The organism is Rhodococcus sp. EPR-134, from assembly GCF_001647205.1.
Classification (GTDB): Bacteria; Actinomycetota; Actinomycetes; order Mycobacteriales; family Mycobacteriaceae; genus Rhodococcus_F; species Rhodococcus_F qingshengii.
Genome location: NZ_LVCT01000254.1, coordinates 1 through 17,251 on the forward strand (window position 1 = coordinate 1; position 17,251 = coordinate 17,251).

Genomic DNA, 17,251 nt, shown 5'->3' on the forward strand with positions numbered 1-17,251 from the left:
GAACGTCAGCCTCCCGAACTCCTGATGTGTAAAACCGAGTACAGGGAGCGTTGACATGGAAGGCTTCTGGGAATTCTTCTGGTTCATCTTCGTCTGCTTTGCCTTTGTGGCGTACTTGAGCGTGTTGTTCTCGATCATCACCGACTTGTTCCGTGATCACGAGACTTCAGGCTGGGCCAAGGCGTTGTGGATGATATTCCTCTTCGTCATTCCATTCCTGTCCGCGATGATCTACGTGGTCGTCAAGAATGACGGAATGACGAGGCGGTCGATGGAAGCCGCTCAACAGCACATACACGCGCAGAGTGATTACATTCGAAAGGTCGCCGGGAAATCGCCGACTCAGCAGATCGCCGACGCCAGAGAGCTTCTCGACTCAGGCGCGATCAACGGAGAGGAATTCCAGGCCATCAAGGCAAAGGCGCTGGCGTAGTTTTCGTATCTTCTGCCCCGGGCCTGGCGTCGTCGGTTCCGCCGTCGTCAGGCGCGGCGTCCTGCGCGGCGGCGCGTGCGGGACGAACCAATACTTCCAGTGCGACGAGAGCAACGAGCGCAATGACGACGATCCAACCAACGACCAATCCGGTGGGGTAGCGCCAGAAGAGCAGCAACAGTGCGGCGATGCCGATGATGGCACAGCGCAGTGGGATACGAAGCTGATTGGCCCACCGCTCCACCTGATTCGGCGTTCGGCCGCTTGCAGAATGCCGGACGAAGTCCAACGCCTGCCCGTAGCCTCGACGAACGGCGATCGCCGACGACGACCCACCGATCAGGTAGGCGCCGAGCCCCACCACCACACCGAGGAGCGCAACCGCGCGAAGGCTCGTCCGAAGCGGAACCAGAACTGTGTCGATGACAGCGGTGGCGGCGTCTGGCGAGAGGATATCGGTAGGGACACTGTCGAGGTAGATTGCACGTCCGATCAGAATTCCGATCGCAAGAACAAGCATTCCCAACGCAATCGACAGACCGACCAGGGACAGCGTACGAAGCCTGCGACCGGTTGGCGCAACGGCGACAGCGGCTGCTGCGCAAGCGATTCCCAACCACGGCAGCACCGCCGAGACCTTGTCGAGTGCCGAGACGGCTCGCTGCGCCTTCACCAGCTCGGGGGACTGGAAGAGAACAAACTCCTTGTCCACGGACGGGATTTTGTCTGCGAAAGCGAAGCCGCGGTCGGTCAGCGCCGTTTTCACCCGGTCGATGATCGTGCTCAGTGAAATGCTGACCGTTCCGCTCTGGTCGACCTCGACCGAGTCGGGTCCGTAGTTTCCGGTCATGACGGCGACGAGGGAGTTGTGCGCCGCTCGGTTCGCCTGAATCCAAAGGTCTTCGAACTGCTGCGTCCGAACGAGCGAGGCCACTGTGTCGTGGACGAAACTCTTCGCCTGGCCGGCGATCACCGGTGCCAAACCCACCAACGCCTGGTCCACGCGAGGGGCGTTGGCTTCGAGATTCGACACGTCCGTCAATGCTGTGAGTGCCTCGGTGGTGAGCCCTTCGACGTCGACGCGATCGAAGATCTCGTCCGTGACTTGATTCGTGATCTCCGCTTGCACGGCTGGATTCTCACCCAGTGGCGCTACCGTGCTGACGTAGCGGTCCGTGTCGAGGATCTGACTACGTACGAAGCGGGTGGTTACCGACAAGACTGCGAGCAGTGCGACCAGCACCAGCAGGATTGTCACCGCGGTCCACCGCAGCCCATGTCGAGGTGGTCGGGAGACTTTCTCGACGGTCGTTTCGCGGGCGCTGGAAGTCTGCTCGCGAAGTGTTGCAACCTCTTCGCGCAACCGGGCTAGTTCGGCACGTTCGTCCTCCTGGAGTGGTCCGTCGCTCGTGCCGTTTGCCATGATGGTCCTCCCGGGACGGAAACTACTGGCGCACAGTTGAAATGCTGAACTGCGAAGATGATTCGGCGGGTGACCTCAGATGACCTCGGGATTCCAGGTCGCGACGGCCCAGATGACGAATACGTCGAGCGCGATGATGATGATCGACCACCACGGCGAGTGGGGTAGCCACAGGAAATTCGCGAGGATCGACAGAGAACAGATGACTATCGCGCCTACCCGTGCCCACGTCGCGCCGGTGAAGAGCATGATTCCGACAGCGGTGACGAGCACGCCGAGTACGAGGTGGATCCATCCCCACGAAGTGAGGTCGAATTGGTACGTGTATTCCGGGCCGACGACTGTCACGTCGTCCTCCGATATCGCCGAGATGCCTTGGAGGATTTCGAGCACGCCGACTGTGATGAGGAGAACGGCTCCGCCCAGCGCGCTTCCTTTTGCCACACCCTGCTTTACCAGTGAATCCTCGGACATGACCGCCCCTAGATTTCAAGCGCGAAATAGCCTGGCATATTTCCCTGTCCCGACCTTTTACGGTGGTGAAGTAGCCCGTCGGAGGGCAAATCAAACATTGAGCGCTGCACAGCATTGCGATATTCATTCGCCTACGAATTCGAAAGAACCTACCGTGACGGCATGGATATGGCGGACGTAGGTGTGGCGATGAGGCCTGCACCGGGTGTGATCCGGACGGACCGGCTGGTGCTCCGTACCTACCGCCCAGACGATCACCGGGATCTTCTCACCTTCTACGGGCGCAGCGACGTATGCCGATATTTGCTCAACGAACCCTGGAGTCTCGCGGAGGCTCGGGAGGCCGTGCAGACCAGAATGTCTCGCCGCGACCTGGCATCGGGCGCGGTGGCACTTGTTGTCGAGTACGGGGGCCGGGTTGTCGGAAGCGTGAGTGCTTGGCGAGTCGAAGAATCTGATTGCACAGCCGAAGTCGAGCACACCGCCGAACTCGGGTGGGCATTTTCGCCCGAGTTCGGCGGCCGAGGATTCGCGACGGAAGCAGTGACCGCTCTGATCGACCTCGCGTTCGCGACACCCCGATTGCGCCGCGTGGTCGCGCGAATGGATTCGAGAAACGAATCCTCGGCGCGACTCGCGCAGCGGATCGGTATGAGGCGAGAGGGACATTTTCGGCAGAACGCGTGGATCAAGAACGAGTGGACCGACACCGTGGTTTTCGCGACACTTCGCGGTGAGTGGCCTTCAGTTGCTTGATCAGACCGAGCGGGCTGCTATTTTGCGACCAGTTCGGTCAACTGTGGCACGAGTTCGTCGGTCGCCCACGGAACACTCAGAAGGCTGACGTACATTGTCGCTGCAGTCAGGCGATTGTCGGTGATCCACAGGTCCTTGCCGTTGGCGATGACCGGCCACCGCGAGAACAGAGTGTTGGCCAATGTGCTGTCGACTTCCGACTGATCGCTTGCCCAACCGAGATACACGTCGGTGTCGATCGTGTCGAGCTTTTCCATACTGATGCCGAAAAGGAACGAGTCGCCGGCAAAGTTCTTGGCGCCGTTCACCACGTCGGGAGCGACTGTGAGCCCGAGGTTTTCGACAAACTTGACGCGCGGATCGTCCGGACCGTAGATGGCGGTTTCGGTTTCTCCTTCACGGATGTAGGAACCGAAGGCGAAAGTGACTCCGTTGAATTCGGGATGACTCGCCTTCGATTCCTGGACCGATTCCTCAACCGACTTGATCAGCGCCGCGGTTTGAGCGGGACGCCCGAGTGCCTTGCCGACATCGGTGGCGAGGTTTTGCCACGAGCTGGGCTGATACGGCTTGGTGTCGTACGGGAGGGTCGGGGCGATCGAGCTCAGGCGCTGGTAATCCTGCTCGGAGAAGCCCGAGTACGGGGCAAGAATCAGATCAGGCGCGGCATTGAGAATCTGCTCGAACAGTAGCTCGCCGCTGTCGGAGTAGTACGGCGCAGGCGTGGGCAGCGTCTGGCCCGACTTTTCGAGTTCGGCGCGGGTCCACGGCAGGAACCCGTCGGCGTCGCCGGCCCAAGAGTCCTTCTGCATCGCGATCGGAGTGACACCCAGGGCGATGACCGTGTCTGCCGCTGCGGAATCGAGGGTGAGGATCCGTGTCGGCTCCTTGTCGATGGTGGTCCCGCCGAAAGCGTGCTTGATCGTCACGGGATAGGCGCCGTCCTCGACGGCGGATGCCGATGAATTGTTTTCCTGGGCGTCCGATGACGACTGTGTGCAGGCGGTCAGAGGCAGTGCCGCCGCCAGCATGAGCGCAACAACGATTCGTCGCCTCCGCTGGGGACGAATTCTCTGACGGGCAGATCTGAACACGCGAAACTCCTCGGGATTGATCAGGGAAGTGCTTGCACGACTCAGCGCAGTACGCGCATGAGAGCAGGCTTACCTAAGTGAATGTAGGGCGCGTGCGTGTAGCGAAGGGGCCAGCCGATGTCGACAACAGGTCAGGCTCGAGTCAGTTGACAGCGGCGAGCGCATTGCCGGGGGTGTAGCCGACCGTCTTGCGAAAAGCGGCGATGAAGGAACTCGACGTCCCGTAACCGACACGGCGGCTGACGGCGTTCACACTCATTCCGGTCCCGAGCATGCCGAGGGCCGTGCTCATACGAACCAGAGTGCGCCACTGCGCAAAGCTCAAGGCGAGTTCCGCGGCAAAAATCCGGGTGACCGTACGTCGGCTGAGATTGAGAACGTGAGCCCACTGATCGAGTGATCGATCGTCGGCGGGATCCGACAGCACTTTGTCGACGAGCATCCGTAGCCGCGGATCTCGGGGGATCGGTACGTCGAAGTGAGGTGCTGATGCCGGCGTGAGGAGATCGACACAAACCTGCTGTGCCCGAAGGCGTTGTTCTGCAGGCATTCCGGTGTGGGCGAGGTATATCAGCAGTGCCCGGGCTGCCTCACTCAGTGTCACGATGCACGGTTCGTTCCAGGCGGGGGTCCACAGCTCGGGGGTGAAGAGCGTGGCGCGGAATGCGACGTGGGGATTTGCCTGACCTTCGTGGAGGACCCCGCGGGGGATCCACAGGCCGACGCCGGGCGTGACGGTCCAGAGTTGATTGTCGATGATCATGTTGACGACACCGCGGTCGGACCAGATCAGTTCGTGCTCGATGTGAGCGTGCTCTGGCCACCGGGTGATGTGGTCGGTCTCGACGATGTACGTCGTGAGTTGGAACGGCGCCGGGACGGCGCGCGCCATCGGAGTGTGGCGGTCGGATTCCCGTAAGTGGGAATCGTCGTCCAGCTGTGGACCGTCGTCGATTTCACGAAGGGCAGGGATCAGCACCGTGGACTACCTCCAGAGCAAAGTTAGGTAAACCTTACACTGATGTGGGCAGCGATCAGTGACTCGCACCGAGTTCGATGAGAAGCACGCCTGCCGCGATGAGGCCGATCCCGACCATCATGAGCCTGGTCAGCGGTTCGCGAAAGAGAATGCGGGATGCGATTGCCGTCAACGCCACTCCACATGCGGTCCAGATTCCGTATGCGACGCCGATGGTGAGGCCCGCGTCGAGCGCGAGGGTCAGGAAGGCGAAAGCGGCGAGATACCCCACGGTGACAACCGCGAGCCATCGTTTGTCGCTGCCGTCCTGCGACGCCATCCGTAGTGACAACGTCGCGGTGACCTCGGAAATAATTGCAGCGATCAGAAATACGAAGGTCATGCTGGGTCCGCCGGCCCGCTGTCGGCGGCAGCCTGAGAGCCGAGTTCGACGCACAGCACTCCGCCGATGACCAGTGCAATCCCGATGCCCATGGTGGCCGTCAGAGGATCTCCGAAAAGGAAAGTTGCGAATACTGCGGTCAGGACAACTCCGGTTGCGCCCCAGATTCCGTATGCAACACCGAGTCCCATGCCCTCCCGCAGGACGAACGACAAGGCGGTGAATGCTGCGAGATATCCGCCGACGACCACGATGTACCAAGCCGGGTGATCGAGGGCGGCGCGCAACGACAGCGTCGCAGACACCTCGGTGAGGATCGCGGTGATCAACAACAGCCATTTCTTCACGGTTGGGATTCTGTCAGGCTCCACCGATTCCGGTCGCGCACTACGGTTGAGACATGACGTGCGTACTGCTCGGTGGAATCCGCAAAGGTGACATCCGCCACGACGCGTCGGTTGGCGATGTGGCCGCAACTCCGATCCTCGACTGGGGCCACGACGACGTGGCCCGCCTCTACGAGGACATTGCAGAAGGTGCGATCCAGTCGGCGCAGGAGTTCCTGGTGTCGGCGCATCGCAGCGTCGCTGCAAATATTCGGCCGGTGTACGGCCTCGACGACCGGCAACCCGTCTCGGTGACATTGAGTCGAGAGCGCGGATCCTGCAGTCAGAGACTGGCTATCGTCGAAGCGTTGGCTCGCCGCCGAGGTATCGCCACCCGAGTACGCGGTCTCGTACTACGCGGGGAATTCTGGTACCCGAGATTTCGGCGTCTACATGCGGTGATTCCGAAGTCAGTGCTGCTGGCGTGGCCGGAATTTCTGGTCGACGGACGCTGGCAGGACGTCTCCGAGATCGTTTCACCTGCGGTGGTCTCAGCGCTCGAACCGTTCACGAATACCGGCGAGGAGACACTGTTCGACGCGATCGGACGCGCTCCGATCAGTTGGGGCAAGTCTGTTTCGTGTGATTGCTTGGACTTCTCCGAATTCGTCGACCGCGATCTGGGCACCTTCGAATCTCGCGACGTGCTCTTCGAGGAATTCGGACAGACGATGTCGACCCCCGTCAGAATTCTCGTCGACCCGGTTTTCCGGAACTGGAGTGCATCCGGCTGACGCGCGACGCGAGGTCTAGGCTGTTCTGCATGTCTGTGCGTACCCCATTGGTCCCTGGAACCGTCTCTCCCGTCCTCGCTGTGCCCTCGAAGATCGAGCGGCCCGAGTACGCGTGGAAGCCGACCGCCAAAGAGGGCAACGAGCCCTGGGTTCAGACGCCGGAAACGATCGAGGCGATGCGCATCGCCAGCAAGATCGCTGCAGGCGCGCTGCAGGAAGCCGGCAAGGCTGTCGCTCCCGGTGTCACGACCGACGAACTCGACCGCATCGCACACGAGTTCATGCTCGACCACGGTGCATACCCGTCGACGTTGGGCTACAAGAGCTTTCCCAAGTCGTGCTGCACGTCTCTCAACGAGGTGATCTGCCACGGAATCCCCGACTCGACTGTGATCCAGGACGGCGACATCGTCAATATCGACGTCACCGCGTTCATCAACGGGGTACACGGCGACACCAATGCGACATTCCTCGCCGGTGACGTGTCCGAAGAGAACCGCTTGCTCGTCGAGCGCACACACGAGGCAACGATGCGGGCCATCAAAGCCGTCAAGCCCGGCCGCGCGCTCAACGTGATCGGACGTGTCATCGAGTCCTACGCCCATCGGTTCGGGTACGGCGTCGTCCGGGACTTCACCGGACACGGAATCGGCGAGACCTTCCACAACGGCCTCGTGATCCTGCACTACGACGAGCCCGCGGTCGAGACGATCATCGAACCGGGCATGGTCTTCACGATCGAACCGATGATCAACCTCGGTGGTATCGACTACGAGATCTGGGAGGACGGTTGGACCGTCGTCACCAAGGACCGTAAGTGGACGGCGCAGTTCGAGCACACCTTGGTGGTCACCGAGACCGGTGCAGAGATTCTCACCCTGCCTTGAGTTCGGAGATGCGCGGCGCTCTGCTGGTAGCCGGCACTACTTCCGACGCAGGCAAGAGCGTTCTTGTGGCCGGATTGTGTCGCATGTTGGCGCGTCGAGGCGTCCGAGTGGCGCCGTTCAAGGCGCAGAACATGTCGAACAACTCCGTGGTCACGCTGGACGGCGGAGAGATCGGCCGTGCGCAGGCACTTCAGGCGCGTGCATGCGGTCTGGAGCCGAGTGTTCGATTCAATCCGGTGCTGCTCAAGCCTGGAAGTGACCGCACTTCGCAATTGGTCGTTCGGGGCAAGGCTATGACCACAGTGGGTGCTCGCGACTACATGCAGCATCGGCAGTGGCTTCGCGCCGTCGTGGCCGAAGATCTCGAATCGCTTCGATCCGAGTTCGACGTCGTGATCTGTGAAGGTGCCGGTTCACCGGCCGAAATCAACTTGCGCGCAACGGATCTTGCCAACATGGGATTGGCTGAGGCTGCGCGGATTCCGGTCGTCGTCGTCGGTGACATCGATCGCGGCGGCGTCCTGGCCCATCTGTTCGGGACCGTTGCTGTGCTCTCGCCGAGCGACCAGGCATTGATCGCGGGATTTGTGATCAACAAATTCCGCGGTGACGTTGCACTGTTGGAACCCGGACTGGAACAACTGCGCAGCCTCACCGGTCGACCCACTCTCGGAGTGATCCCGTTTGCCGACGATCTTTGGCTCGACGCCGAGGATTCGCTTGGCGTCACCGGCAATGCCCCGGTAGGGCGCCCGGGCCCACCCGTCGGTTCGGCCTGGCTCACCGTTGCTGCGGTTCGGCTCCCGCGCATCTCCAACTCCACGGACGTCGAGGCACTGGCATGTGAACCGGGCGTGGCAGTTTCGTGGGTGACCGATCCGTCGCGGATTCGCGACGCGGACCTCGTGGTGATCCCCGGTAGTAAGTCCACCGTGAGTGACCTCGAGTGGTTGCGAAGTACCGGCCTGGCCGACGAGATCGTCGCGCGAGCAGGTCGCGGGCAAGCAGTCCTGGGAATCTGCGGCGGTTACCAGATGCTGGGTAATTCCATCGTCGACGACGTCGAATCAGGATCAGGGACCACCGCGGGACTGGGTCTGCTGGACCTCGATGTCGAGTTCGCTCCGGACAAGGTGCTGGCGCAGATGACCGGTACGGCAGACGGTATCTCGGTGTCCGGGTACGAGATTCATCACGGACGCGTCGTGCGCAACGGGGACCGCCCATTGCTGGCGGACTCGAGCGGTATGCCGGAAGGCAGTGTGCGAGGGCCTGTTCGAGGGACACACTGGCACGGTCTCCTGGAAAGTGACGACTTTCGGCGCAGCCTGCTGCGTGAGCTCGCGGTTCCCGGTTTTGTTGCTGCACCCGACACCGCGGTTGCCGCGGTGCGAGAACAACAACTCGACCTTCTCGCTGATCTCGTCGAGCAGCACCTCGATCAGGATCTACTCGAGAAACTGATCAACGGTGGGGCGCCTATCGGGCTCCCCGTCATTGCTTCCGCACTCGAAGCCTGAGAGCGCTCCCGCGGGTGTCGACGTGGACGCGGTAGAATAGCCAGGCCTCACTCCCGCGACGGCTCCCTAGTAGGAGTGTGCGCGGTGACAGATCAATTCGACGGCTTGCTGACCGACTTCAGTGACGAGGTGCTGGTCGACTCGGCAATGCTCGGCGATCACGCGGCCTTCGACGTCATCGTCCGCCGATACGGCCCGCACTTGTATCGATTTGCCCGTCGACTGCTCGCGAGCGAGAGTGACGTCGACGACATCGTCCAGGAAACCTGCGTCGCTGCGTGGCGCCAACTTCCGGGGTTTCAGCGGCGCTCGAGCACCAAGACCTGGTTGTTCGCGATCTGTTCTCGCAAGATCTCGGATTTCTATCGAAAAGTCGGCTCCTGCGCCGCCGATATGGACGAACTCCGGGAAGAAGCTGATCCCCGTTTGCGTGATCCGAGCGAAGAAGTCTGCGGCACAGCATTTCTCGATGCCCTGGAATCCGAACTCGATCGCCTGCCACTGCGTCAGCGTGCTGCCTGGGTCTTGCGAGAAGTGGAGGGCATGACGTATCCGCAGATCGCTGTTGTCCTGGAGCTGAGTCCGGACGCGGTTCGTGGCCAGCACACTCGGGCGAGGCGGAATCTCGGTGTCGCACTCGATCGATGGCGATGACGACTCGGCGGTTTGCCGGGTTCTGTCACCGAACTCACTCTCCTTGGTGCCCGTGAAACTGGAAGAATGCTTCGTCGTGGATACCGCTTTCGACCCCAGAGGCTTCGACCCGAGAACCGAGGATTCGGTGCCGTCGGTACTGCCGGACGATGCGACGGCATCGGGTGCTGACGTCGCCGTCGAGGCTGCGGAAACTCGGCTGACGGCACGTGCGGTCAGAGAGTTGCTGGCAGCGCTCGGGGGAAGTATCGGCGACGAGGACGAACTCGTGGTTCTACTCCAACGCGCCGTCGAAATCGCGAACGACGCCATCGACGGCGCCGACAGCATCGGCGTCACCATCGATCTTGCCGGGCAGACCTACACCGCCGTTCACACCGATTCGCGGACCCTACGCGTCGACATCGAGCAATACGACGCCGGCGACGGACCATGTCTGCATGCGGCTCGAACCGGTGAAACCGTAGTCGTTGATGCCGAGACCAGCGCAGAACGCTGGCCGCGGTTCGCGGCTGCCGCGAAGGACGAAGGGATCAAGTCCTTTCTCGCGGCGCCGCTCTTCACGCCGGATCAGCGACTCGGTTCGTTCAACCTGTACGGACGTGCCCCAGCGGCCTTCGACAGCGTCGACGCGGAAGTCATGGAGATTCTCACGACAACAGTCTCACGCGCGATCGGAGACTTCTCCCGCTTCAAATCTGCCAAGGCGGTAGCTGACGCCTTGCAACGCGCGCTCGAGACTCGGGCGCCGATAGAACAGGCCAAAGGCATGCTGATGGCCATCCATCGGATCGACGCCGACACCGCATTTCACATGCTGCGCAGGCAGTCTCAGACCACGAACACCAAGTTGCGTGACGTGGCAGCCGAGATCGTCGAGACGTATTCCGCGCCGCCTACCGCGGTCTAGTTCGACGGAGACCGACGTACGGCCTCGAGCGCGACGACCACGCTCGCGGCGACAACCACGTGCATCAGCGCGAGCGTGACCGTGCTGGCGGCGTCGAAGTCCGCGGCGATCGTCAGGGCGATGGTGCCGAGCGCAAACACTGCACCCACGACCTGAGCGATGCGGATGATCGGCTCCCACTTCATTGAGATCAACATTGCGAGCGACAAACCGACCAGCAACGGCACTACCGTAAGTGTGATGACCCCGCCGGGAGCTACGCTCGCCACCTTTCCTTGATCTGTCATCTCGAACGATCCGCCCGATGCCAGGCCGATCAGCCACAGGATCAGGTTGGCGACGAGGGCGATGACCGTGGCCCCGAGTACGGCACGCGGCTTGGTGAGGTGGAGGTTGTGTGCGGTTGAAGCGATTGCAGACATGATGTTCTCCCGGCTCGATGCGATGCTCTTGTGACGTCGCTCTGGTGAATAGACCCGCCGGCCGGGAGAAACTCATCGCTGGTGGTTACCGGGGGTCGTCTGTCGGCACGGCGGTGCCGGTGACCGCGATACCGCCGTCGACCGGGATCTCGACCGCGAGAACGCTGGGTCGCCCGACGTGTCGGCCCTGGTGGATGGTGATCCGCCGCGGAGTGGCCGCGGGTTCGAGGTTGCGCAGGTAACCGCCGGTCGACGCCGCTGCGGACCCGGTCGCGGGATCCTCGACGATGTTTCCCACCGGAAACAGATTTCGAGCTTCGAAGGTGTTGTCGTCGAGGGGATGCAGGATCGTCACCGTGCCCGCCCACCCCTGCGCGTCCATCAGAGTTCGCATTGCGGATGGATCGAAGGTGAACTCGTCGAAGGCCGCCTGATCACGAAGTACGACAATCGGGTGCGTGTTGCCGGCGTACGAGAGCATTGCGGGATACCGCGCGTCGAGCGCAGACGAATCGACGCCGATGAGCCCGAGCAGTGCTGTCAGTACAGCATGATCGATCGGCGAGACCGATGGTTCGACGCTGGTGAAGGTCGCGGTGGACGTTCCGTCCTCGTCGGTCGCCGTGTCGATGGATACCGGTCCGATCGGTGTTTCGAATGTGAAGGTTCCGTCACCGTCTCGCTCGGTGAGAGCGATGGCCGTCGCAATAGTGGCATGACCGCAGAACGGTACTTCGGCGATGGGGGAGAAGTACCGGATCCGGCTGTGGCGCGGGTTGCCTCCGAGTTCCGGTTCGATGAGGAACGCCGTCTCGGCATACCCGACTTCGGCTGCAACGGATTGTAATTCGGGGTCGTCGAGCCCGCGGGCGTCGAGCAGCACGCCGGCGGGATTACCGCCGGCCGGATCCGAACTGAACGCAGTCAGTCGGAGGATGTCGTGAGAAGTTGCCATGTCGACCATCTTTGTCCGCTGTCGTCCATCGGGAAGAGACATCGCGCGATTGCGGTCCGCGATCTTCGAACTGGACTGCCTCCGGAACAAACCGGCCGCACGGCGTCGTTGGTGCAGATATGAGCGATGACACAGACACCGACGACGCGTTGTTCGCACTCGTGGCCGAGGGAAAACAAGGTGTGTTGGCAACCGTCAAGCGTGACGGCCGCCCACAGTTGTCCAACATCATTTACCGCTGGGATGACGAGTCGAAGACGGCTTCCGTGTCCATCACAGCCGATCGCGCCAAGAGTAAAAATGCGATCCGTGATCCGCGGGTTTCCCTCCACGTCAGCGCGCCCGACTTCTGGAGCTACGGCGTGATCGAAGGGCTTGCTGTGGTGACACCCGCAGCGGCCGATCCTCACGACGAAGTGTCGGACGCCCTGGTCGAGCTGTACCGGGACATCAGCGGCCAGGAGCATCCCGATTGGGAGGAGTACCGCGAAGCGATGGTGGCAGAGCGTCGACAGATCCTCACGGTGCGCGCTGATCACGTCTACGGAATGACGAGGCTCCCCAAGCCGTCCGGTACCTAGAGCCGCGCCCCGGTGGAGTTCGGCCCACCCCCACTTTCGAGCGAACGGTACGTCCGTCGCCTCAGATGCGCCGAAAGCCACTTTCGCTCCGAGTGGAGGCGGTACAGAGCGAACAATTCGGGCTCGTAGCGGCGCGTGAATGTATGAGTGGTCATACTTCTGTCGACTCCAGGGTCCTCCACTGTGTGGATCGCGTACCGTTTCCAGACATGGAATTGACTCGAGTAGCGGTGGGCAGTGGTTCGTGCACCGTTCGGATCGACGGGCCGGTCAGCAAGCATGCGGTACTCCTGCTTCCCGGCAAGGGCGACCCCGTCGACTTGTACGACGATGTGTGTGAGCGACTGCACCATTCGGATCTGCGGACCGTCGCGGTGGAATCGATCGAGAATCTCGACGAGACCTCGGCAGTGGTACTTCTGGACGAGTTGAACATCGCCTGGGTGAACCTGGTCGGTCACCGGGAGGGCGCCGATCTCGCGTGGCTGTTGGCTGCACGTCAGTTCGGCCGCTTCGCGAGTTTGATCGCCGTGGACCGTGGACATCCGTCGGCCAGCGATATTGCCGGCGTACCGCCGGTCGAGGTTCCGACCACCGTAGTCGTGGGCAGTGGAGGTCGGGCCATCGCCGACGCCAGCGGTCGTTTCGTGTACTCCGACTTTCGCGTGACGGAACTTCCGGGTGTCGACGACGTCGTCAAGTCGGCACCGGCCGAACTCGCAACCGAGATCGTGCTGCGTACCAGCCCCTGGTGAAACTCTGACCGACGAAAAGGCGGGCACTCCCATTGCGAGGAGTGCCCGCTTTTTCGGCGTCATAAGGGCTGCGGGGCTCAGATGTCGAGGCCGAGCAGCGCGTTCTCGACCACTTCGGCCAGGGCCGGGTGGATCCAGTACTGGCCGCGCGCCATGTCCTGAGCTGACAAACCGAAGCTCATCGCCTGAATGAGCGGCTGGATGACGGTCGGAGCCTGCGTACCCATGACGTGGGCGCCGAGGATGCGTCCGGTGCCGCGCTCGGCGATCACCTTGCAGATGCCCTCCTGATCCTCCATCGCCCAGCCGTACGCGACGTCGCCGTAAGCCTGCACCTTGACGGTGATGTCGAGCCCGGCGTCGCGAGCCTGCTTCTCCGTCATTCCGACGTCGGCGATCTGCGGGTCGGTGAACACGGCTGCCGGTACGAAGCGGTGATCGGTGCTGCGAAGCCCGGACGTGTCCTTCCACGCGTCCTGGAGCAGGTTGTGCTGAACAACGCGCGCTTCATGGTTGGCGACGTGCTTGAGCTGGTACGGCGAGGAGACGTCACCGAGTGCGAAGACGCCCTCGGCGGTGGTGCGTTGGTATTCGTCGACCACGATCGAGCCCTTGTCGTCGAGTTCGACGCCGGCCTTGTCGAGACCGAGTAGGTCACCGTTCGGCTGACGACCCACCGCGACGAGGAGAACGTCACCGGAAACGACTGTGCCGTTTGCCAGTTCGACGGCGATGTTGTCGCCGTCGCCGCGTACCGACGTGAGGGGGGCGCCCAGATGGACGTCCCACTTCTGTTCGGCCAACTCGGTGAAGCGCTCGGAGATCTCGTCGTCGAGGTGCCGCAGCAGTCGCTGGCTGCGACCGATGATCGACACGCGAGAACCCAACGCGGAGAACACGTGTGCGAACTCGGTGGCGATGAATCCGGAGCCGACGATCACGAGGTGCTCGGGAAGTTCGGGCAGTCGCATGATGTCTTCGTTGGTGTAGTACTTCACACCACTCGACGCGATCTCGTCCGGGATGATCGGACGCGAACCGGCTGCGATGACCACCTGGTCAGCGGTGATCGTCTCGCCGGTTCCGGTGTCGATCGTCTTGTCGCCGGTGAACGTGGCGTGGCCGCGGTAGACGGTGGTGTTGGGACTGTCTTCGCTGCGGTACCGCTCACCACCTGCAGAAATGGGATCGATGCGGCCGAAGACACGCTTGACGATGTCGGACCAACGAACGCCGTCGAGCGTGGCGTCGACGCCGTACTTCTCGGCAGTGGTGACGGTGCGTGCCACCTCGGCGGCGTAGACGAACATCTTGGTCGGGATACACCCGACATTGAGGCACGTTCCGCCGAAGGTGCCCTCTTCGAGGATTGCGATCTTCTTGCCGTCGAACCGCTCGTCTGGCAGCGAGTTTCCGGATCCGCTGCCGATGATTGCAAGGTCGTAGTGCGTCACTGCGCGATCTCCTGTGTGTTGCTTGCTGTGCTTGCCGGACTTTCTGCGGCCGGCGTGAGGTGGCCGTCGAGCCACTCCAACCACAGGTCGAGTTCGGAAAAGGCTGTGGCCAAGGGCTTCTCGGTCGAAAGGAACACGTCGTGACGGGCGCCGTCGATCGGGACGATGGTGGTGCGATCGCCGAGGCAACCGGCCCAACGTGCGATCTGCTTGACGTCGAGCACGGAATCGGCGAGGTCGACGCTCGGGTTGTACGCCTTCGCGAACTGCGACTTCTTCGAGCGCAGAATCAGCGCGGGCACTCCGATGTCTAGGCCGCGGTGAAGTTTTGCGTGACCCGCTCGGACGGCCCGCATCCAGCCGAAGGTAACGGGGCAGCCTGCCAGTGGCTTCCAGTCGAGGTTGTAATCCCAGACGCCGTTGGCCGAAACATGAAGACTGGAACCGTAAGTCGGTAGCCCAGTTCCCGGGATCACCGTCTTCGCCGATACCCGTCCGAGCGCATCGATCGCCGTAGTACCGACGTTGCGCACCACTGAGGGACCCTGAAGGTCGAACCAGGGGCTGTTGAGTACCAGCCCGCAGATTCCGGCGCCGTCGCTGCCACCGGGCTTGCGCTGCAAACGGTTCAGCCAGAGCGGAACGATCAGACCGCCGGTGGAGTGCGCCATGAGCAGCACCTCGCTGCCCTCGGTCTCGCTGCGGACGATGCGCAGCGCTTCGTTCAGTTCGGCGTCGTAGAGCGCAAGGTCGGAGACGTAATGAGCTGTGTGCCCCGGTTTGAGGGAGCGGCCGCACTTACGCAGGTCGAGTGCGAAGAAGGCGTAACCCTGCTCGGCAAAGTGCTCGGCGAGGTGCTTCTGGAAGAAGTAATCGGTGAAGCCGTGCACGTACAAAACGGCACGGTGTGTCTTCACCGCCTCCTTCTGTGGTTGGTAGCGGACCAGTGTTGCGTCCACCTCGCCTTCGCCGTCCGGATCCGTTCCGAGCGGGATCGTCAGCTGCTGATATCCGTCACCGAGGACGTCTGGAACCCAAGTAGTCACAAATCACAATCTAATCGTCGTTTCGAGTGCGCGTTGTAGAGCACAATTGGGGGTGGTGAACCGCGCGTGTACGCACGGGTAACCTATTCGGCGTAACACAGCAGGCGGATGCGCGCACGGCTAATGACAAGGAAGTCGATTCTCCAGTGTCGAATCAGAACGCGGTAGAGACGAAGACGGATGTAGTGCTCGTGGGCGCAGGCATCATGAGCGCCACGCTGGGTGCATTGCTGCGCCAGCTGCAGCCCGATTGGTCGATCTCGACCTTCGAGCGGCTCGATGCCGTCGCAGCCGAGAGCAGCGACCCCTGGAACAACGCGGGAACCGGTCACTCAGCCCTGTGTGAGCTCAATTACACACCTGAGAACTCGGACGGCACGGTCGACATCAAGAAGGCCGTCAACGTCAACGAGCAGTTCCAGGTGTCACGCCAGTTCTGGGCACACGCGGTAGAGCAGGGCGTCCTGACACAGCCCAAGGAATTCATCAACCCCATCGCGCACGTGAGCTTCGTTCACGGTGAGGCCAACGCCAAGTACCTCCGTGCTCGTTACGACGCACTTGCCGGCCACACGCGCTGCCGCGGTATGGAGTACATCGACGATCCGGCCGAGTTCAGCAAGCGTTTGCCGCTCATGGCCAAGGGACGCGACTTCTCCGATCCCATCGCCCTGAACTGGAGCCAGGACGGCACCGACGTCGATTTCGGAGCGCTCACCAAGCAGCTCATCGGCTACATCGGCAAGACCGGCGGCAAGATGTACTTCGGCCACGAGGTCACCAACCTGACCCAGAACTCGGACAAGTCCTGGACCGTCAAGGTCACCAACCGTCGCACCGGTGAAAAGCGCACCGTTCGCTCGCGCTTCGTGTTCGTCGGTGCCGGTGGCGGCGCCCTGCACCTGCTGCAGAAGTCGGGCATCAAGGAAGCCAAGGGCTTCGGTGGCTTCCCGGTCAGCGGTGCCTTCCTGCGATGCACCAACCCCGAACTCATCGACCAGCACAGCGCCAAGGTCTACGGCAAGGCTGCCGTTGGCGCCCCGCCCATGTCGGTGCCTCACCTGGACACCCGTGTCATCGGCAACAAGCCGGGTCTGCTGTTCGGTCCCTACGCTGGTTGGTCGCCGAAGTTCCTCAAGCAGGGTCGCGTCACGGACCTGCCCGGCTCGGTCAAGCCGAACAACATCCTCTCGATGCTCGGTGTCGGTGTCAGCGAGCTCGGCCTGGTCAAGTACCTGGTCAGCGAGCTTGCCAAGAACGAAGCCGGTCGCATCTGGGATCTGCGTGAGTTCGCGCCCAAGGCGCAGGCCCAGGACTGGGAACTCATCACCGCGGGCCAGCGCGTCCAGGTGATCCGCCGTGCCAAGGGCAAGGGTGGTGTCCTCGAATTCGGTACCGCTGTGGTC

Annotated in this window: 20 protein-coding genes; 10 read left to right on the plus strand and 10 right to left on the minus strand. The window is 62.2% G+C overall.

Annotated features, from left to right (window positions below; all coding sequences use genetic code 11):
• The first annotated feature begins 55 nt into the window (after nucleotides 1-55).
• Entirely contained in the window at nucleotides 56-433 is a 378-nt protein-coding gene (locus A2J01_RS11215; protein ID WP_064112705.1) for an SHOCT domain-containing protein, read from the plus strand.
• Here the strand turns inward: A2J01_RS11215 and A2J01_RS11220 are convergent.
• Both A2J01_RS11220 and A2J01_RS11225 read right to left on the minus strand, forming a co-directional pair.
• The gene (locus tag A2J01_RS11220; protein WP_064112706.1) at nucleotides 411-1,856 is read right to left on the minus strand and encodes a hypothetical protein; all 1,446 of its coding nucleotides are present in this window, start codon (nucleotides 1,854-1,856) and stop codon (nucleotides 411-413) included. The two genes, A2J01_RS11215 and A2J01_RS11220, sit on opposite strands and share 23 nt — an antisense overlap.
• 75 nt (nucleotides 1,857-1,931) lie before the next feature.
• On the minus strand, nucleotides 1,932-2,330 hold the full coding sequence (locus A2J01_RS11225; protein ID WP_007734954.1) for a DUF7144 family membrane protein: 399 nt from the start codon (nucleotides 2,328-2,330) through the stop codon (nucleotides 1,932-1,934).
• Between the two features lie 162 nt (nucleotides 2,331-2,492).
• On the opposite strand from A2J01_RS11225, the gene A2J01_RS11230 reads away from it, so the two are divergent.
• Complete coding sequence (locus A2J01_RS11230) at nucleotides 2,493-3,086, plus strand: GNAT family N-acetyltransferase (RefSeq protein WP_082900842.1); 594 nt, start codon at nucleotides 2,493-2,495, stop codon at nucleotides 3,084-3,086.
• A gap of 17 nt (nucleotides 3,087-3,103) precedes the next feature.
• On the opposite strand, the gene A2J01_RS11235 is transcribed toward A2J01_RS11230, so the two are convergent.
• From A2J01_RS11235 to A2J01_RS11250, 4 genes are all read right to left on the minus strand, one after another.
• Nucleotides 3,104-4,180: an iron-siderophore ABC transporter substrate-binding protein gene (locus A2J01_RS11235; RefSeq protein ID WP_223304443.1), complete on the minus strand. Its 1,077-nt coding sequence runs from the start codon at nucleotides 4,178-4,180 to the stop codon at nucleotides 3,104-3,106.
• A gap of 142 nt (nucleotides 4,181-4,322) precedes the next feature.
• Nucleotides 4,323-5,159: a helix-turn-helix transcriptional regulator gene (locus A2J01_RS11240; protein WP_064112707.1), complete on the minus strand. Its 837-nt coding sequence runs from the start codon at nucleotides 5,157-5,159 to the stop codon at nucleotides 4,323-4,325.
• Nucleotides 5,160-5,214: 55 nt separating this feature from the next.
• Nucleotides 5,215-5,541 (minus strand): DMT family transporter, encoded by a 327-nt coding sequence (locus A2J01_RS11245; protein WP_003942819.1) that lies wholly within the window; start codon nucleotides 5,539-5,541, stop codon nucleotides 5,215-5,217.
• The gene (locus tag A2J01_RS11250; RefSeq protein WP_064073692.1) at nucleotides 5,538-5,888 is read right to left on the minus strand and encodes a DMT family transporter; all 351 of its coding nucleotides are present in this window, start codon (nucleotides 5,886-5,888) and stop codon (nucleotides 5,538-5,540) included. The genes A2J01_RS11245 and A2J01_RS11250 overlap by 4 nt, the downstream gene beginning before the upstream one ends.
• A 53-nt stretch (nucleotides 5,889-5,941) precedes the next feature.
• Here A2J01_RS11250 and A2J01_RS11255 point away from each other — a divergent pair, with 53 nt between their 5' ends.
• The 5 genes from A2J01_RS11255 to A2J01_RS11275 all read left to right on the plus strand — a co-directional run bounded on the left by A2J01_RS11255 (nucleotide 5,942) and on the right by A2J01_RS11275 (nucleotide 10,632).
• On the plus strand, nucleotides 5,942-6,661 hold the full coding sequence (locus tag A2J01_RS11255; RefSeq protein WP_064112708.1) for a transglutaminase domain-containing protein: 720 nt from the start codon (nucleotides 5,942-5,944) through the stop codon (nucleotides 6,659-6,661).
• A 29-nt stretch (nucleotides 6,662-6,690) separates the two neighbouring features.
• A complete protein-coding gene (gene map / locus A2J01_RS11260) occupies nucleotides 6,691-7,548 on the plus strand; it encodes a type I methionyl aminopeptidase (RefSeq protein WP_042925817.1) in 858 nt (285 codons plus the stop codon).
• Between the two features lie 8 nt (nucleotides 7,549-7,556).
• Nucleotides 7,557-9,068, plus strand: a complete 1,512-nt coding sequence (locus tag A2J01_RS11265; protein ID WP_030535634.1) for a cobyric acid synthase — start codon at nucleotides 7,557-7,559, stop codon at nucleotides 9,066-9,068.
• Between the two features lie 84 nt (nucleotides 9,069-9,152).
• Nucleotides 9,153-9,722: an RNA polymerase sigma factor gene (locus tag A2J01_RS11270; RefSeq protein ID WP_007734974.1), complete on the plus strand. Its 570-nt coding sequence runs from the start codon at nucleotides 9,153-9,155 to the stop codon at nucleotides 9,720-9,722.
• Between the two features lie 76 nt (nucleotides 9,723-9,798).
• Nucleotides 9,799-10,632: a GAF and ANTAR domain-containing protein gene (locus A2J01_RS11275; protein ID WP_003942693.1), complete on the plus strand. Its 834-nt coding sequence runs from the start codon at nucleotides 9,799-9,801 to the stop codon at nucleotides 10,630-10,632.
• Here the strand turns inward: A2J01_RS11275 and A2J01_RS11280 are convergent.
• Nucleotides 10,629-11,054 (minus strand): DUF6069 family protein, encoded by a 426-nt coding sequence (locus tag A2J01_RS11280; protein WP_042925815.1) that lies wholly within the window; start codon nucleotides 11,052-11,054, stop codon nucleotides 10,629-10,631. The two genes, A2J01_RS11275 and A2J01_RS11280, sit on opposite strands and share 4 nt — an antisense overlap.
• An 85-nt stretch (nucleotides 11,055-11,139) precedes the next feature.
• A complete protein-coding gene (locus tag A2J01_RS11285) occupies nucleotides 11,140-12,009 on the minus strand; it encodes a PhzF family phenazine biosynthesis protein (protein WP_231915766.1) in 870 nt (289 codons plus the stop codon).
• Nucleotides 12,010-12,128: 119 nt separating this feature from the next.
• Between A2J01_RS11285 and A2J01_RS11290 the strand changes: the two genes are divergently transcribed.
• Both A2J01_RS11290 and A2J01_RS11295 read left to right on the plus strand, forming a co-directional pair.
• Complete coding sequence (locus A2J01_RS11290) at nucleotides 12,129-12,590, plus strand: PPOX class F420-dependent oxidoreductase (protein ID WP_064112709.1); 462 nt, start codon at nucleotides 12,129-12,131, stop codon at nucleotides 12,588-12,590.
• Nucleotides 12,591-12,799: 209 nt separating this feature from the next.
• Entirely contained in the window at nucleotides 12,800-13,345 is a 546-nt protein-coding gene (locus tag A2J01_RS11295) for an alpha/beta fold hydrolase (RefSeq protein WP_003942671.1), read from the plus strand.
• Between the two features lie 77 nt (nucleotides 13,346-13,422).
• Here A2J01_RS11295 and mtr read toward each other — a convergent pair whose 3' ends face one another.
• Together mtr and A2J01_RS11305 are read right to left on the minus strand one after the other, a co-directional pair.
• Nucleotides 13,423-14,799 (minus strand): mycothione reductase, encoded by a 1,377-nt coding sequence (gene mtr / locus A2J01_RS11300; protein WP_064112710.1) that lies wholly within the window; start codon nucleotides 14,797-14,799, stop codon nucleotides 13,423-13,425.
• Nucleotides 14,796-15,845, minus strand: coding sequence for an alpha/beta hydrolase (locus A2J01_RS11305; protein ID WP_064112711.1), 1,050 nt, complete (start codon nucleotides 15,843-15,845; stop codon nucleotides 14,796-14,798). The genes mtr and A2J01_RS11305 overlap by 4 nt, the downstream gene beginning before the upstream one ends.
• A gap of 146 nt (nucleotides 15,846-15,991) precedes the next feature.
• Between A2J01_RS11305 and mqo the strand changes: the two genes are divergently transcribed.
• A partial coding sequence (gene mqo, locus A2J01_RS11310; protein ID WP_064112712.1) for a malate dehydrogenase (quinone) occupies nucleotides 15,992-17,251 on the plus strand: 1,260 nt, incomplete at its 3' end.

Coding starts and splice junctions, on each gene's coding strand:
- A2J01_RS11220 (WP_064112706.1), bottom strand. CDS start 1,856: ATGGCAAACGGCACGAGCGACGGACCACTCCAGGAGGACGAACGTGCC.
- A2J01_RS11295 (WP_003942671.1), top strand. CDS start 12,800: ATGGAATTGACTCGAGTAGCGGTGGGCAGTGGTTCGTGCACCGTTCGG.
- A2J01_RS11290 (WP_064112709.1), top strand. CDS start 12,129: ATGAGCGATGACACAGACACCGACGACGCGTTGTTCGCACTCGTGGCC.
- A2J01_RS11285 (WP_231915766.1), bottom strand. CDS start 12,009: ATGGCAACTTCTCACGACATCCTCCGACTGACTGCGTTCAGTTCGGAT.
- A2J01_RS11225 (WP_007734954.1), bottom strand. CDS start 2,330: ATGTCCGAGGATTCACTGGTAAAGCAGGGTGTGGCAAAAGGAAGCGCG.
- A2J01_RS11255 (WP_064112708.1), top strand. CDS start 5,942: ATGACGTGCGTACTGCTCGGTGGAATCCGCAAAGGTGACATCCGCCAC.
- A2J01_RS11265 (WP_030535634.1), top strand. CDS start 7,557: ATGCGCGGCGCTCTGCTGGTAGCCGGCACTACTTCCGACGCAGGCAAG.
- A2J01_RS11230 (WP_082900842.1), top strand. CDS start 2,493: ATGGATATGGCGGACGTAGGTGTGGCGATGAGGCCTGCACCGGGTGTG.
- A2J01_RS11245 (WP_003942819.1), bottom strand. CDS start 5,541: ATGACCTTCGTATTTCTGATCGCTGCAATTATTTCCGAGGTCACCGCG.
- A2J01_RS11215 (WP_064112705.1), top strand. CDS start 56: ATGGAAGGCTTCTGGGAATTCTTCTGGTTCATCTTCGTCTGCTTTGCC.
- map (WP_042925817.1), top strand. CDS start 6,691: ATGTCTGTGCGTACCCCATTGGTCCCTGGAACCGTCTCTCCCGTCCTC.
- A2J01_RS11280 (WP_042925815.1), bottom strand. CDS start 11,054: ATGTCTGCAATCGCTTCAACCGCACACAACCTCCACCTCACCAAGCCG.